This window comes from Psychromarinibacter sediminicola (genome assembly GCF_029168335.1).
In the GTDB taxonomy this organism is placed as follows: domain Bacteria; phylum Pseudomonadota; class Alphaproteobacteria; order Rhodobacterales; family Rhodobacteraceae; genus Psychromarinibacter; species Psychromarinibacter sediminicola.
Genome location: NZ_JARGYC010000002.1, coordinates 104770 through 119319 on the forward strand (window position 1 = coordinate 104770; position 14550 = coordinate 119319).

Annotated in this window: 13 protein-coding genes and 1 riboswitch; of the genes, 6 read left to right on the forward strand and 7 right to left on the reverse strand. The window is 68.8% G+C overall.

Features of this window, described 5'->3' with window-relative positions; translation table 11 throughout:
- The first annotated feature begins 6 nt into the window (after positions 1 to 6).
- Together petB and P1J78_RS01460 are read left to right on the forward strand one after the other, a co-directional pair.
- Positions 7 to 1347, forward strand: coding sequence for a cytochrome b (gene petB, locus P1J78_RS01455; RefSeq protein WP_275565530.1), 1341 nt, complete (start codon positions 7 to 9; stop codon positions 1345 to 1347).
- Positions 1348 to 1367: 20 nt separating this feature from the next.
- Positions 1368 to 2168: a cytochrome c1 gene (locus P1J78_RS01460; RefSeq protein ID WP_275565531.1), complete on the forward strand. Its 801-nt coding sequence runs from the start codon at positions 1368 to 1370 to the stop codon at positions 2166 to 2168.
- A gap of 65 nt (positions 2169 to 2233) precedes the next feature.
- Here the strand turns inward: P1J78_RS01460 and P1J78_RS01465 are convergent, their stop codons facing one another.
- From P1J78_RS01465 to thiB, 3 genes are read right to left on the reverse strand one after another with little or no spacing between them, the layout of a single operon-like run.
- Complete coding sequence (locus P1J78_RS01465; RefSeq protein WP_275565532.1) at positions 2234 to 2932, reverse strand: thiamine ABC transporter ATP-binding protein; 699 nt, start codon at positions 2930 to 2932, stop codon at positions 2234 to 2236.
- The gene (locus tag P1J78_RS01470; RefSeq protein ID WP_275565533.1) at positions 2919 to 4484 is read right to left on the reverse strand and encodes a thiamine/thiamine pyrophosphate ABC transporter permease ThiP; all 1566 of its coding nucleotides are present in this window, start codon (positions 4482 to 4484) and stop codon (positions 2919 to 2921) included. Before P1J78_RS01470 ends, P1J78_RS01465 begins: the two co-directional genes overlap by 14 nt.
- Positions 4460 to 5449 carry a thiamine ABC transporter substrate binding subunit gene (gene thiB, locus P1J78_RS01475; RefSeq protein ID WP_275565534.1) on the reverse strand — a complete coding sequence of 330 codons (990 nt, stop codon included), beginning with the start codon at positions 5447 to 5449 and terminating at the stop codon, positions 4460 to 4462. The genes P1J78_RS01470 and thiB overlap by 25 nt, the downstream gene beginning before the upstream one ends.
- Positions 5450 to 5481: 32 nt before the next feature.
- Positions 5482 to 5584, reverse strand: a riboswitch (TPP riboswitch).
- A 278-nt stretch (positions 5585 to 5862) separates the two neighbouring features.
- On the opposite strand from thiB, the gene P1J78_RS01480 reads away from it, so the two are divergent.
- The 4 genes from P1J78_RS01480 (at position 5863) to P1J78_RS01495 (ending at position 10230) form a co-directional block, all read left to right on the forward strand.
- Positions 5863 to 7053: an MFS transporter gene (locus P1J78_RS01480; RefSeq protein ID WP_275565535.1), complete on the forward strand. Its 1191-nt coding sequence runs from the start codon at positions 5863 to 5865 to the stop codon at positions 7051 to 7053.
- Between the two features lie 63 nt (positions 7054 to 7116).
- On the forward strand, positions 7117 to 8232 hold the full coding sequence (gene aroC / locus P1J78_RS01485) for a chorismate synthase (protein WP_275565536.1): 1116 nt from the start codon (positions 7117 to 7119) through the stop codon (positions 8230 to 8232).
- Between the two features lies 1 nt (position 8233).
- Positions 8234 to 9175, forward strand: coding sequence for an AEC family transporter (locus P1J78_RS01490; RefSeq protein ID WP_275565537.1), 942 nt, complete (start codon positions 8234 to 8236; stop codon positions 9173 to 9175).
- A gap of 71 nt (positions 9176 to 9246) precedes the next feature.
- The gene (locus P1J78_RS01495) at positions 9247 to 10230 is read left to right on the forward strand and encodes a hypothetical protein (RefSeq protein WP_275565538.1); all 984 of its coding nucleotides are present in this window, start codon (positions 9247 to 9249) and stop codon (positions 10228 to 10230) included.
- A gap of 42 nt (positions 10231 to 10272) precedes the next feature.
- Here P1J78_RS01495 and P1J78_RS01500 read toward each other — a convergent pair whose 3' ends face one another.
- The 4 genes from P1J78_RS01500 to P1J78_RS01515 form a co-directional block, all read right to left on the reverse strand.
- On the reverse strand, positions 10273 to 11046 hold the full coding sequence (locus P1J78_RS01500) for an SDR family oxidoreductase (RefSeq protein WP_275565539.1): 774 nt from the start codon (positions 11044 to 11046) through the stop codon (positions 10273 to 10275).
- Between the two features lie 58 nt (positions 11047 to 11104).
- Positions 11105 to 11578, reverse strand: coding sequence for a c-type cytochrome (locus P1J78_RS01505; RefSeq protein WP_374213129.1), 474 nt, complete (start codon positions 11576 to 11578; stop codon positions 11105 to 11107).
- A 127-nt stretch (positions 11579 to 11705) separates the two neighbouring features.
- Positions 11706 to 12821 carry a 5-methyltetrahydropteroyltriglutamate--homocysteine S-methyltransferase gene (locus P1J78_RS01510; RefSeq protein ID WP_275565540.1) on the reverse strand — a complete coding sequence of 372 codons (1116 nt, stop codon included), beginning with the start codon at positions 12819 to 12821 and terminating at the stop codon, positions 11706 to 11708.
- A 22-nt stretch (positions 12822 to 12843) separates the two neighbouring features.
- Positions 12844 to 14550, reverse strand: coding sequence for a thiamine pyrophosphate-requiring protein (locus tag P1J78_RS01515; RefSeq protein WP_275565541.1), 1707 nt, complete (start codon positions 14548 to 14550; stop codon positions 12844 to 12846).

Consider the following 14550-nt stretch of genomic DNA (forward strand, 5'->3'; position numbering starts at 1 on the left):
AACCACATGTCCGGAATTCCCCACGACCACTACGAGCCCAAGGGCGGCTTCGAAAAGTGGCTGCACCGCCGGCTGAACGTCGTCGGCCTGCTCTACGACACCCTGATGATCCCCACGCCGAAGAACCTGAACTGGTGGTGGATCTGGGGCATCGTCCTGGCCTTCTGCCTGGTGCTGCAGATCGTCACCGGCATCGTCCTGGCGATGCACTACACGCCGCATGTCGACATGGCCTTCGCCAGCATCGAGCACATCATGCGCAACGTGAACGGCGGCTACATGCTGCGCTATCTGCACATGAACGGCGCGTCGCTGTTCTTCTTCGCCGTCTACATCCACATCTTCCGCGGCCTCTACTACGGCTCCTACAAGGCCCCGCGCGAGGTGACGTGGATCATCGGCATGCTGATCTACCTGTGCATGATGGGCACCGCCTTCATGGGCTACGTGCTGCCCTGGGGCCAGATGTCGTTCTGGGGGGCCACGGTCATCACCGGCCTGTTCGGCGCGATCCCGTTCGTGGGCGAGTCGATCCAGACCTGGCTGCTGGGCGGGCCGGCGGTGGACAATGCCACGCTGAACCGCTTCTTCTCGCTGCACTACCTGTTGCCGTTCGTCATCGCGGGGCTGGTGATCGTGCATGTCTGGGCGTTCCACACGACAGGCAACAACAACCCCACCGGGATCGAGGTGCGCCGCACCTCCAAGGCCGAGGCCGAGAAGGACACGCTGCCGTTCTGGCCCTATTTCGTGATCAAGGATCTGTTCGCCCTGGCGCTGATCCTCGTGGTGTTCTTCGCCATCGTCGGCTTCATGCCCAACTACCTGGGCCACCCCGACAACTACATCGAGGCGAACCCGCTGGTGACGCCGTCGCACATCGTGCCGGAATGGTACTTCCTGCCGTTCTACGCGATCCTGCGCGCCTTCACCTCTGACGTCTGGGTCGTGATGTTCGCCAACTGGATCACCGGCGGCATCGTCGACGCCAAGTTCTTCGGCGTGCTCGCGATGTTCGGCGCGATCATCGTGATGGCGCTGGCGCCGTGGCTCGACACGTCCTCGGTCCGCTCCGGCCGGTATCGTCCGATGTTCAAGTGGTGGTTCTGGCTGCTGGCCATCGACTTCGTCGTGCTGATGTGGTGCGGCGCGCAGCCGGCCGAGCCGCCCTATTCGACGATCTCGCTGATCGGGTCGGCCTACTGGTTCGCGTATTTCCTGATCATCCTTCCGCTTCTGGGGGTGATCGAGAAGCCGCAGGCCCAGCCCGCCACGATCGAGGAGGACTTCAAGGCCCACGCCTCGCACACCGGCGGCACCCATACTGTCGTCGATCCGGCGGAATGAGCGGGAAAGGAACACGGGATATGATCAGGAAACTCACTCTGTCCGCCGCCGCCGCCCTTGCGCTGGCAGCTGGGGGCGCGTCGGCCGCCGAGGAAGGCCATGTCGAGGATTTCTCGTTCTCCTTCGAGGGTCCGTTCGGCACCTATGACCAGCTGCAGCTGCAGCGCGGCCTGAAGGTCTACACCATGGTCTGCTCCAGCTGCCACGGTCTGCGCTATGTGCCGATCCGCACGCTCGGCAGCGAGAGCGGCCCGGGCCTGCCCGAGGATCAGGTCCGCGCCTATGCCGACCAGTATGTCGAGGTCTACGACCCGGAGCTCGAAGAGTGGCGCGCGGCCAAGCCGACCGACAATTTCCCGGCCGTGGAAAGCGCCGGCGCACCGGATCTGTCGCTGATGGCGAAAGGGCGGGCCGGCTTTCACGGACCCTACGGTCTGGGCCTGAACCAGCTGTTCAAGGGCATGGGCGGGCCCGAATACATCGCGTCGATCCTGACCGGCTATACCGGCGAAGAGCAGCAGCAGGCCGGGACGATCCTGTACGAGAACACCGCCTTCCCGGGCGGCTGGATCTCGATGGCGCCGCCGCTCTACGGCGACGACGTCGACTACGAGGACGGCACCGAGGCCACCATCGAACAGGAAGCCAAGGACGTGGCGGCCTTCCTGATGTGGGCCGCCGAACCGAAGATGATGGAGCGCCGGCATGCCGGGTTCGCCGGCGTGATCTTCCTGATCGTGCTCACCTCGCTGCTCTACCTGACGAACAAGTCGCTCTGGGCGCCGATCAAGAAGAAGGCCAAGGAGACGCCGGCCGAGTGACCCCGGCCGACAGCACACGCGAAAGGCCCGCCCCCTGGCGGGCCTTTTTGCGTCATGGCTCCGGCTCAGTCCGGGCCGAGATAGTCGCGCAGCACCGCGGGCGGATCCGCGAACAGCGCCTCCGTCGCGACCGGCGGCCGCGCGACGCCCTCGGCGACCAGGATCGTCTGTCCCCCCAGCCGCCTTGCGTCGCGGGGGTCGTGGGTGACCATCAGCACCGTCGCGCCGGTTTCCGCCGCCACGTCCTGCACCAGCTCCAGCATCTCGCCGCGCATCGCGGGACCGAGCGCCGCGAATGGCTCGTCCAGCAGCATCAGCGGCCGCGACCGCAGAAGCACACGCGCCAGCGCCACGCGGCTGAGCTGGCCGCCGGAGAGTTCCGCCGGCCGGCGCCGCTCCATCCCATGCAGCCCCACGCGCTCCAGGCTTTGCGCGACGCGCGCGCGGTCGTCCTTCGACAGCCGCAGCGACGGCGACAGGCCCAGCCCGACATTGTCGGCGACGGACAGGTGCGGAAACAGGTTGTTGTCCTGGAACACGATCGACAGCGGGCGCTTCCCCGGCTCCTGCCCGGACAGATCGCGCCCGTCCCACAGCACGCGGCCCTCGGCCGGCGCCAGGAACCCGGCGACCACGCTGAGAAGCGTGGACTTGCCGGCGCCCGACGGCCCGACCACGGCCGCGCGCGTGCCGGGTGCCACGGACAGATCCGCGCGCAGCACGAACGCGCCCAAATCGACCTTCAGGCCCTCAAGTTGCAGCACGCACACGCCCCCCGCGGTCGAACACCCAGAACAGCCCCATCGAACAGACCAGCAGCAGCAGGGCCGCCGAGGAGGCCTGTTCCATCCGGAAACTGGCCATCAGACCATACATCTCCATCGGCAGCGTCGCCTGCTCGGGGTTCGCGAACAGCGCGATGACACCCAGGTCGCCCATCGACAGCGCCGCCGCAAGCCCCGCCGCAAAGCCCAGGGGCCGCATCAGCCGCGGCAGGATCAGGTGCTTGAGCCGCGCCCAGCCGCGCATCCCCAGGCTGTCCGCCAGCCGTCCGTGAACCGTCTCGGCCTCGGCCAGCGCCGGGGCCAGCGCGCGGTAGGCGAAGGGCAGGCTCATCAGCGCGTTGACCAGCGCGGTGATCGGCAGCGCGAGCGAGATCGGGTCGGCGAACGGGTAGATGACAAGGAACAGCCCCGTGCCGATGACCAGCGGCGACACCGCGATGGACAGGACCGCCAGCGCCTCCACCGCGCCGGTCTTCCAGCCGCGCGTGCCCAGCGCGAGCGTGGCCAGCGACAGCGCCAGCACGATCGTCAGCACGGCCGCGGACAGCGCCACGGCAAAGGACCGCCCCGTCGCCGAGATCACCGAGGCCGGCAGGTCCGCCAGCCGGGGAATGCCTTCGGCCACGATCATCGCCAGCGGGGTCAGCAGGAACAGCGCCGCAAGGCCGATGGCCAGCGCATCCAGCGCCCGCAGGCCCGGCCCGGAGATCGCCCAGCGCTCGGTGACGCGCCCCAGCCCGCCGCCGAACCCGGCCGGCAGGTCGACCCACCAGACGGCCAGCGCGGCGGTGGCGCAGATCGCGAACTGGATCAGCGACAAGAGCGCCGCGCTGCCCAGGTCGAACTCGAACCGGAACGCCTGGTAGATCGCCAGCTCCACCGTGGTGCCGCGCGGCCCGCCGCCTAACGCCAGGGCCACGGCGAAGCTCGTCGTGCAGATCAGGAAGATCACCAGCGCCGCGCCGGGCAGGACGGCCCGCAGCATCGGCCATTCCAGCGTGCGCGCCACGTCGCGCGGCGACAGGCCCAGCGAGGCGGCCAGCCGGAACCGCTCTGCCGGGATCGCCAGCCAGCCCTGCAGGATCAGCCGCGTCGCCAGCGGCAGGTTGAAGAAGACATGCGCCAGAACCACGCCATGCAGGCCGTAGATATGCACCGGCTCGAAGCCCAGGAGCATCAGCCCCTGCGAGATCAGCCCGTTCCGCCCGAACACCGCCAGAAGTCCCAGCACCGCCACGATGACGGGCAGGATGAACGGCGCCCCCAGCAGCGTCACCAGCAGCCCGCGCCCCGGGAACGACCGCCGGGCCAGCGCCCGTGCGACCGGGATCGCCAGCGCCACGCTGAACAGCGCCGACAGCGTGGCCTGCAACATGGTGAACCGGATCGCCGCGAAGTCCGCCGGCCCCAGCTGCGGCGCGTCCTCCGCGCGCATCGCCACCGCCACCAGTGTGCCCAGCGTCAGCGCCGCGACGAGGACCGCCGCGGCGCCGCCCGCGACCCGGGCTACCGGGCCAATGCGGCCAGCCATTTCGCCAGCGCATCCTCCCGCGCCTCATCCGCTTCCTCGGCCGGGTAGAGCAGCGCATCCTCCGGCTCGATCAACGTGTCGAACCCTTCCGGCAGGCCCTCTTCCGGCACCTTGGCGGGGTACATCCAGTTGGTCGTCGGAATGATGCTCTGGAATGCGTCGCTCAGCATGAATTCAAGGAAGTCGTCGGCCAGCTCCGGCTGATCCGAGGCGGCCAGTTTCCCCGCGACCTCGACCTGCAAATAATGCCCCTCGGAAAACGCCGCGGCGGCCTTCGTCGGGTCGTCCTCCGAGATCAGGTGATAGGCCGGCGACGTGGTGTAGCTCAGCACCATGTCCGCCTCGCCGTCGAGGAACAGGCCGTAGGCCTCCGACCAGCCCTTCGTCACCGTCAGGATGTTGTCGGCCATCGCCTGCCACCAGGCTTCGGACTCGGCGCCGAACACGGCCTCGGCCCACATCAGAAGGCCCAGACCCGGCGTCGAGGTGCGCGGATCCTGGATGATGACGCTCACGTCGCTTTCGGCCAGCTCGGCGAGGCTGCCGGGAACGTCCTCCAGCGCGGTGTCGTGGACGAAGGCGAAATAGCCCCAGTCATAGGGCACGAATAGCGGGTCGTCCCATGCGATGGGCAGGTCCAGCCCCGACGGGTCGATGCCATGCGGCGCGAACAGGCCGGTCTCGGCGGCATCGGCCGTCAGGTTGGTATCGAGCCCCAGGATCACGTCGGCCTCGCTGCGTTCGCCTTCCAGCTTCGCCCGCGCCAGCAGAGCGGCCCCGTCGCCCGCGCCGACCAGCTGCAGGTCGCAGCCGCAGGTCGCCTCGAACGCCTCCTCGATCTGCGGGCCGGGGCCCCAGTCGGTGACGAAGCTGTCATAGGTCAGTACGCGCAGCACCGGCTGGTCCTGTGCCATCGCGGGCGCGGCCAGAGCCAGCAGGCCGGCTGTCATGACGGGAAGTCTCATGATGTCCTCCTTTGCGACGGATCGGGTCAGTCTGGAGGTCATCCAACCTTCCCTCCGCCGGTGTTAACCGGTTCAGGTTCGACGGGTTCGCATGTCGCATCTCAGCCCCTGTCCGGGGCACCCCGAGGTGGTCGAGACCCTAGCGCGCGGCCCCGCCCCCGGCAAGGGCGCCGCATCGAGACGCCCATAGGCGCAGGTCAGGGGCGCGGTTGAATTGCGCAGCAAAAGCATGCAATCATCATGTTTATGACGGTCGCACTGAACGCCGCATCGGATCATCGCGCCGCCCGCGGCCTTCGGGGTCGCGCGACCCGCGGTGCGGAGTTGGACAGACCGCGCGACCCGCTTACATGAACCGCCTTGGCATCGCGCCCAGACCGCGTTGCCTCCACCCGCGAACAAGGGACGGCCCGATGGATATCCTCCGCGACCCCCGCGCGATCGCGCTGTTGCTGGCGGCCTCGCTGACCATCATGTCGAACGCGACGATCAGCCCGTCCCTGCCGGGGATCGAGGCGGCCTTCGCCGACACGCCGAATGCCGGGCTCTTGACCCGTCTTCTGGTGACCGCGCCCGCGCTGCTGATCGCCATCGCCGCGCCTTTCGCGGGCATCGCCGCCGACCGGTTCGGCCGCAAGCGCCAGCTGCTGGCCGGCGTGGCTCTGTTCGCCGTTGCGGGCAGCGCCGGGCTGTGGCTGGGCGACCTCTATGCCATCCTGGCCAGCCGGCTGATCCTCGGGCTGGCGGTCGCGGCGGTGATGACGTCGCAGGCGGCGCTGCTGGGCGACATCTTCAACCCCGAACAGCGCGGCCGCTTCATGGGCTACCAGATGGCGGCGGTGAATTTCGGCGGCTTCCTGTTCATCGCGCTGGCCGGCTGGCTGGCGGGCATCTGGGCGCTGCTGCCCTTCGCGCTCTACGCCGTGGCGCTTCTCTACCTGCCGTTCCTGTCCAGGACCCTGCCCGACAGCCGCGGCGGCGCGGCGCCCTCCGGCGGCGCGATGCCCGAAGGCGACGGCAGCCAGGGCTGGTTCCTGATCCTGGCCTTTGTGATCTTCCTGTCGGGTCTGACCTTCATCCTGTTCTACGTGATGCCGACGCAGATCCCCTATTTCCTGGCCGATACGGGGCACGCAGACCCGTCGACCAGCGGCGCGGTGATGGCCTGCGTCGTGCTGGCGGCGGGGACCGTCTCGCTGTTCTTCGGGTGGATCCGGCGGCGGCTGGGGCGCGGCGGGACGCCGGCCACGGGATTTGCCGTCATGGGGGCGGGGTTCTGGGTGCTGCACTCGGCGACGACCGTGCCGCTCTTCTTCGGCGCGGCGCTTCTGGTCGGCGCGGGGCTGGGCCTTGCCATTCCGAATTTCATCGCCATCGCGCTGGACGTGGCGCCGGCGCATCGGCGGGGGACGGTGAGCGGGGCGATCACCACCTCGATCTTCCTGGGGCAGTTCATCTCGCCCCTCGTCAGCCAGCCGCTGATCGACAGCTTCGGCTACCGTGTCACCTTCGAGGCCGCGGCGATCGCGCTTGCCGTGATCGTTCCCTTCGTCGCGCTTGGCCTGCGCCGGCCGCGCGGCGGCTATGCCGAGGATCCCGCCTGAGGCGCGGAGCCCCTTCCATCCGGCCGGCTCCCGCTCTACACCGCTGCCGCGGAGGGACGGCCCATGAGCTTCAACACGTTCGGACACCTGTTCCGGGTCACGACCTGGGGCGAAAGCCACGGCCCCGCGCTGGGCGCGACGATCGACGGCTGCCCGCCCGGGGTGCCGCTGGATGCGTCGATGCTGCAGCGCTGGCTCGACCGCCGCAAACCGGGGCAGTCGAAATTCACGACCCAGCGGCGCGAGGCCGACGAGGTGGAGATCCTCTCCGGCGTCTTCGAGGGCATGACCACCGGCACGCCGATCCAGCTGATGATCCGCAACACCGACCAGCGGTCGAAGGATTACGGCGACATCGCCGAGAAGTTCCGCCCCGGGCATGCCGACATCACCTACTGGCAGAAATACGGCATCCGCGACTATCGCGGCGGCGGCCGGTCGTCGGCCCGCGAAACCGCCGCGCGGGTGGCTGCCGGCGGTGTCGCGCGCGAGGCGTTGCGCGCGCTGGTGCCGGGCTGCGCGATCACCGGCTACATGGTGCGGATGGGCGAGAAGCAGATCGACCGCGCCGCCTTCGACGCCGAGGAGATCGAGCGGAATCCGTTCTGGGTGCCCGATGCGCAGGCGGCGAAGGACTGGGCCGATTACCTGGGCGAGCTGCGCAAGTCCGGCTCGTCCGTCGGCGCCGCCATCGAGGTGGTCGCGCAGGGCATGCCGCCCTGCCTCGGCGCCCCGGTCTACGCCAAGCTCGACACCGAGCTGGCCGCGGCGATGATGTCGATCAACGCGGTGAAGGGCGTGGAGATCGGCGAGGGCATGGAAGCGGCGGGCCTGACGGGCGAGGCCAACGCCGACGAGATCTACATGGGCAATGACGGCCGGCCCCGGTTCAACTCGAACCACGCGGGCGGCATCCTGGGCGGCATCTCCACCGGCCAGGACATCGTCGTGCGTTTCGCGGTGAAGCCCACCAGTTCGATCCTGACGCCGCGCCGCACCATCGACAAGCAGGGGCAGGAGACCGAGATCGTCACCAAGGGCCGCCACGACCCCTGTGTCGGCATCCGTGCCGTGCCGGTGGGCGAGGCGATGATGGCCTGCGTGCTGCTCGACCACTTGCTGCTGGATCGGGCGCAGACCGGCGGCGTGCGGGGCGCCATCGGCCCCGACGCGGGCTGACATGCTGCAGGTTCTGGGGATCACCGCGCCGATCTTCGGAGCCATCGCCATCGGCTATGCGGTCACGGCGCGCGGGCTGTTCTCTCCCGCCGACATGCGGGTGTTTGGCAGGTACGTGCTGAACATCGCCTTCCCCGCGCTGCTGTTCAACGCCGTGGCGACGCGAGAGCTGGGCGACATCCTGCACCCCGGCTATCTGACGGCCATCGCGGCAGGCGGGCTGGCGACGATGGCCCTGACCTATGCCGCGCTCTCGGCGCTGGGCACCGGCCGGGCGCGGCGGGCCATTGCCGTGCTGGGCGTCTCAATGCCCAATTCCGCCTATATCGGCTATCCGATCATGCTGCTCGCCCTGCCGGAGCGGGCGGGGCAGGTCCTGGCGCTGAATTTCCTCGTCGAGAATTTCCTGATCCTGCCCATCGGGCTCGCACTGCTGGAGTTCTCGCGCCCGCAGCAGGGTCGGGGTCTGTTGGCGGTCCTCGGCCGCATCCTGTGGCAGGTCCTGTCGAAGCCCTTCGTCATCGGCCTGCTGCTGGGGCTGGTCGTGTCGCTTCTGCAGCTGCCGGTCCCGGCGCCGCTGACGCGCCTGCTGGAGATCCTCGCCACGTCGGCCAGCGCGATCGCGCTGGTGGTGATCGGTGGCTCGCTGTACGGCCTGTCGCTTCGGGGCAACCGCGCGCTGGCGGTGCAGATCGCCATCGGCAAGCTGGCGCTGCATCCGGCGATGGTGGCGCTGGCGACGCTCCTGATCCCGGCACTCGGGCTGGGCCTGCCGGCGGACCTGACGGCGGCCGTGATCCTCTCGGCCGCGATGCCGATGGTGGCTATCTACACGGTCCTGGCGCAGCCCTACGGGCATGGCGGCATCGCCTCCATCGCGATGCTGCTGGCAACGACGGCGTCGTTCTTCACCCTCTCGGCGCTGCTCGCGGTCCTGTTCTGACGATTGAACCGCTTCACAGCCAGGCCCGACTCATGCAGGCTGGACCGCATTCAAGAGAGGGGACTTTTCCTGTGGCAGACTTTTCGTTCTCGACATCCATGGCGGTGATGCGCAAGACCGCGCCGTTCGTGATCTTCCGCATGGCCGTCTATTTCGGCATCGCCGTGGCCTATGTGCTGGTCACCGGCACCGGTGCCGGGCTCGGCTGGGGCGTGGGCGCCTTCGGCGACACCGACTTCCAGGCCACGACCACGATGTGGGGCGGCGTCATCGGCTTCGGCGCGACGGCGGCCGTGATCTACTTTCTGCGCGAATACATCCTCTACATGGTCAAGGCCGGGCATATCGCGGTCATGGTGGAATATCTCGACGGCCGCCCCCTGCCCGAGGGGCGCGGCCAGATCGAGCATGCGCAGGCCGTGGTGAAGGAACGCTTCGGTCAGGCCAACGCGCTGTTCGCCCTGGACCAGATCGTGAAGGGCGTGCTGCGGGCGGTGCTGGGGCTGGTCCACGGGCTTGCCTCGATCCTGCCGATCCCCGGACTCGACGGGCTGATGCGGGTGGTGCGGGCGTTCCTGAAGGTCGCGGTGGGACTGCTGGACGAGGTCATCCTCGGCCACCTGATCCGCACCGGCAGCGACAATCCCTGGGCCGGCGGGCGCGACGCGCTGGTGCTCTACGCGCAGAACGCCAAGCCGATGCTGGTGAACGCCGCGTGGATCGCGCTGGCCTCCTACATCCTGTCCTTCGTCGTCTTCCTGGTGATGCTGGCGCCGGCGGCCGCCGTGGTCTGGATGATCCCCGGCGCGTGGTCGGCGGGCGGCTTCGTCTTTGCGCTGCTCTTCGCCTGGGCGGTGAAGGCGGCGCTGATCGAGCCCTTCGCCATCGCCTGCCTGCTGCAAGCCTATGCCAGGATCACCGACGGCCAGACGCCCGATCCGGGCTGGGCCGCCAAGCTGGACGACGTGTCGGGCAAGTTCCGCGAGATGGGCGCGAAGGCGGCCAACTGGGCCACGGGGGGACGGGCCGCCTCGACCGCCCCCGCGGCCGGCTGATCGGAGAGCGCCCGGCCCCTCGCGGCCGGGCGGCCCCCGGGCTCACAGCGAGGCGGTAATCCCGCCGTCCACGAACAGCACCTGCCCGTTCACGAAGCTCGCCGCATCCGAGCACAGGAACACGCATGCGCCGACCAGTTCTTCGACCCGCCCCCACCGGCCGGCGGGCGTGCGCTTTTCCAACCAGCCGCAGAACTCCGGGTCGTTCACCAGCGCCGCGTTCAGCGGCGTGTCGAAATAGCCCGGCGCGATGGCGTTGCAGGTCAGCCCGTGCCGCGCCCAGTCGGTCGCCATCCCCTTGGTCAGGTTGGCGACCGCGCCCTTGGTGGCCGTGTAGGGCGCGATACCGGGGCGGGCGAGCGCCGTCTGCACGCTGGCGATATTGACGATCCAGCCGCGCCCGCGCCCGATCATGTGCCGCGCCGCCGCCTGGCCCGCGTGGTAGACGCTGGCGATGTTGGTCTGCAGCAGCGCCTCGAACCGGTCGGGCGGGAAATCCTCCAGCGGCGCGCGGTGCTGCATCCCGGCATTGTTCACCAGGATGTCGATGGCGCCGGTCGCCTGCTCCATGCCGTCGATGGCGTCGCGGACCGCTTCGTGATCCGTCACATCGAAGGGCAGCGTCAGCGGCGCGTGCCCCTCTTCCCGCAGCGCGTCGGCCGCAGCTTCCAGCCTGCCGACGTCGCGCCCGTTCAGCACGACCTCGGCGCCGGCCCCGGCCAGCCCGCGCGCCAGGGCAAAACCGATGCCCTGCGACGAGCCGGTGATCAAGGCGCGGCGGCCGCTCAGATCGAAGAGTGTCGACGTCCCTGGCATCGCGTGTCCCTTCCAGCATTCCTTGTCGCGGGAGCGGCCGGTGGGACGGCCGGGCGGCTCATTGGCCGGCCTGCTCCATCGCGGTGCGCTCTTTCTGCATCTCGCGGACCTGCGGATCCCACTGAGATTTTATGTAGGCCAGTACATGCCAGATTTCCTGGTCGCTCAACACGTCCTCGAAGGCGGGCATGCCGCTGGCGAAATCGGTCACCCCGCGCCGGCGCAGCGCTTCCTGCCCGCCAAGCTTCGTATAGGTGAACAACACCCCGTCCCCGTGGTGCCAGGTATGGCCGGTCTCGTCGTGCGGCGGCGCGGGCAGGACGCCGTCCTCGCCGGGCTGGCGCCAGTTCGGCTGCCCCTCCAGCCTTGCGCCGTGGCAACTGGCGCAGTGCTCGGCATAGAGCGTCTCGCCCAGCGCCGGATCGGCGGAGTCGGGCTGGGTCATCGTGTTCGATTCCGCCGGCCAGCCGACCAGCACGGCCACCAGTCCGGCGGCGGCGACAGGAATTCCGACGAGGTGTTTCCGGTTCATCTGTTCTTGCCTGTTTCGCATTGATCCGACTGGGACTCCTAAGTGTTCCAGCAAGCGGAAGGTCAAGCGCAAAACGCCGTGAACCGGCAGCGGCCTCGCCCGGCAGCGCCGGGCAGGGCCAGGGATTTCAGACGCCGCCCCAGATCGCCTCGGCGGTCTTCACCACCAGTTCCAGCTTGCGCTTCTGATCGTCCTCGGTGATCGCGTTGCCTTCCTCGGTGGAGGCGAAGCCGCATTGCGGCGCGATGCCCAGCTGGTCGAGATCCACGTATTTGGACGCCTCGTCGAACTTGGACTTCAGCCAGTCGAGGCTTTCCAGCTCGGCCGTCTTGGTGGTGATGAAGCCCGGCATGATCCGCTGTTTGCCCTTCGGCAGCAGCCCCAGCGGCTCCAGCCCGCCGGCGCGGTCGGTGTCGTACTCCATGAAGAAGATGTCGACGCCGGTCGAGAAGATCGCCTCGGCCGCCGCGTCATACGCGCCCTCGGCCGCATGGGTGGAGCGGAAGTTGCCGCGGCACATATGCATGCCGATCTTCATGTCGGCGGGGCGGTCCTTGATCGCCTCGCGCATCATCCAGGCATAGCGGTCGATCAGCCAGTCGGGATCCTGCCCCTGTTCCTTCTTCTCGGCGCGATGCTTCGGGTCGCAGAGATAGGCGAAGAAGATGTCGTCCATCTGCAGAAAGCGGCAGCCGGCGTCGTAGAACGCGCTCACCGCCTTCCGGTAGGTCTTGGCCAGGTCGTCGAACAGCGCCTGGGTGTCCTCCTTGTACTCCGCGACATGGATGTCCTCGGGCGCGGTGCGGAAGTGGCAGCAGGACGGGCCGGGGATCGAGATCTTCGGCACGACGCTGGTGTGGTCCTTCACGAACCGGAAGTGGTCCAGCATCGGATGGTCGTCAGGGAAGTCCAGCTTGCCGGTGATCGTCGGGTAGATCGGGCGCAGCTTGACGCCGGCGAACTGCACGCCCTCGTCGCGCTCGTCCAGGTCCAGCCCGGTCAGCATCCCCATGAAGTCGTAGTGCCAGAACGACCGGCGTGCCTCGCCGTCGGTGACGGCTTTCAGGCCGACGTCTTCCTGCATCCTGATCAGATCCGGAATCGCCTTGTCCTCGGCGGCCTTCAGCTCTTCGGCCGAGATCGACCCTTCCTCGAAATGCTTCTTGCGGGCCTCGACCACGGATTTCGGGCGCAGCAGGCTGCCGACGTGGCCGGCGCGGAAAGGGGGCGAAAGATCGGTCATGCGTTTCTCCTTGTTGGGCCGGTCAACCCGGCAATGTGGCGATGTCCAGCAGGGCGGTCCTGCCGGTATCGGCGACGTCCAGCGCCTCGCGGATCGCGGGCAGGACGTCGGCGGGATCGGTGATGCGTTTCGCCCAGGCCCGGCTGGCCTCGGCGGTCTTGCTGAAATCGGGCGAGGGCTTCAGCGCGGTCAGCGGCATCCGGTTGGCTTTCGCGGCATAGCCGTCCCTGTAGAGGCCGGTGACGGAGTTCCGCACCGCGCCCCATTCCTCGTTGTTGAGCACGATCAGGACAACGCCCAGCTCCAGCGCCTCGGCGATCTGGTGGCAGGCCGTGGGGTTGGCGAACATGTAGCTGCCGTCGCCCAGCGTCGCGACGCAGGTGCGGTCGCGGTCGGCCAGCTTGGCGCCCAGCGCGGCCGGGAAGGACCAGCCGAGCCCGCCGGAATGCGGCTCCTGGAACCAGCTGTTCCGCTCGCGCCGCTCCAGCGGGCCGAGCATGCAGCCGAGTTCCGAGAAGACGGAGGAAGTCCGGCCCTCCAGCGCCACGCTGAGCTGCAGGCTGACATAGGCCTTGGTGATGCCCTTGGCGCATTCCGCGGCCGCCTCGGCGATCTGCTTGCGGGTCTCCTCCGCCGCCATCGCGACACGTGCGCGGCGCTCTGCGATGGCGCTCTCGTCCCGGTCCAGCCCCTCCATCGCCGCGATCAGCGCCGGGATCGTGTCGGCGTTCTCGCCCGCGATGGACAGGTCGGACCGGAAAGTCCGCGTCGGGAAGCGGTGGAAGATCGGGTCGGGGCCCATGTTGATGACGCGGGCCTCGGGGTTCACCGGATGCTTGTCCGGCCACCACGGCGCCAGGCAGTCCAGCACCACGACCACGTCGGCCTCGGCCAGCCACGGGGTCGGATCGGCGCCGATATGGCAGGGATGGTCGGTAGGGATCGCCAGATGCGTCGCCCACCAGGAACAGACGGGAATGCCCCAGTCCTCGGCCCATTTCCCGAAGGCGGCGAAGCTGTCGGCGTCCCCCGCGCCGCGCTCCGCAATGATCAGCGGGCGCTCCGCCTCGGCCAGCCACTGCGCCGCCGTGGCGATGGCCTGCGGGTTGGCGCCCACGACCGAGGGGGTCATCGTCGCCGGCGCCCCGATGGCCCCGGCATCGACCGTCTCGCACAGCACCTCCCGCGGGAGCGACATGTAGACCGGCCCCTTCGGCGTGGAATTGGCGATGGCGTGCGCCCGGTCCAGAAGCGGCGCGATCTGTTCGGGGAAGGACAGCTCGTTCTCCCACTTGCAGCTCTCGCGCACCAGCGCGGCCTGGTCGCGCATCTCCTGCCCCCAGCCGATGGGCACGGTCCGGGCGCCGAAACGGGTGTCCTCGGTCACCGGGGTCTTGCCGGACATCAGGATCATCGGCACGTGCTCGCAGGCGGCGTTGATCGCCCCGATCGCGCCGTTCGCCAGCCCGACATTGGTGTGCAGCATCACCGCTTGCGACTTGCCCGTGACCAGGTAATAGCCGTGGGCCATCCCCATCGCCGCGTGCTCGTGCGGGATGACCAGCGCCTGGGGCATTTCCTCGCCCTTCGCCGCAGCCTCGGCCAGCCCCTCGATGATCGGGGGAAAGTCGGTGCCGGAATTGGCAAAGACATAATCCACACCCAGCGCCTTCAGGCGGGGAAAGATCGCCCCGCCGGCGCTCAGGTTCCTACCGTCGTCCTTGGCCAT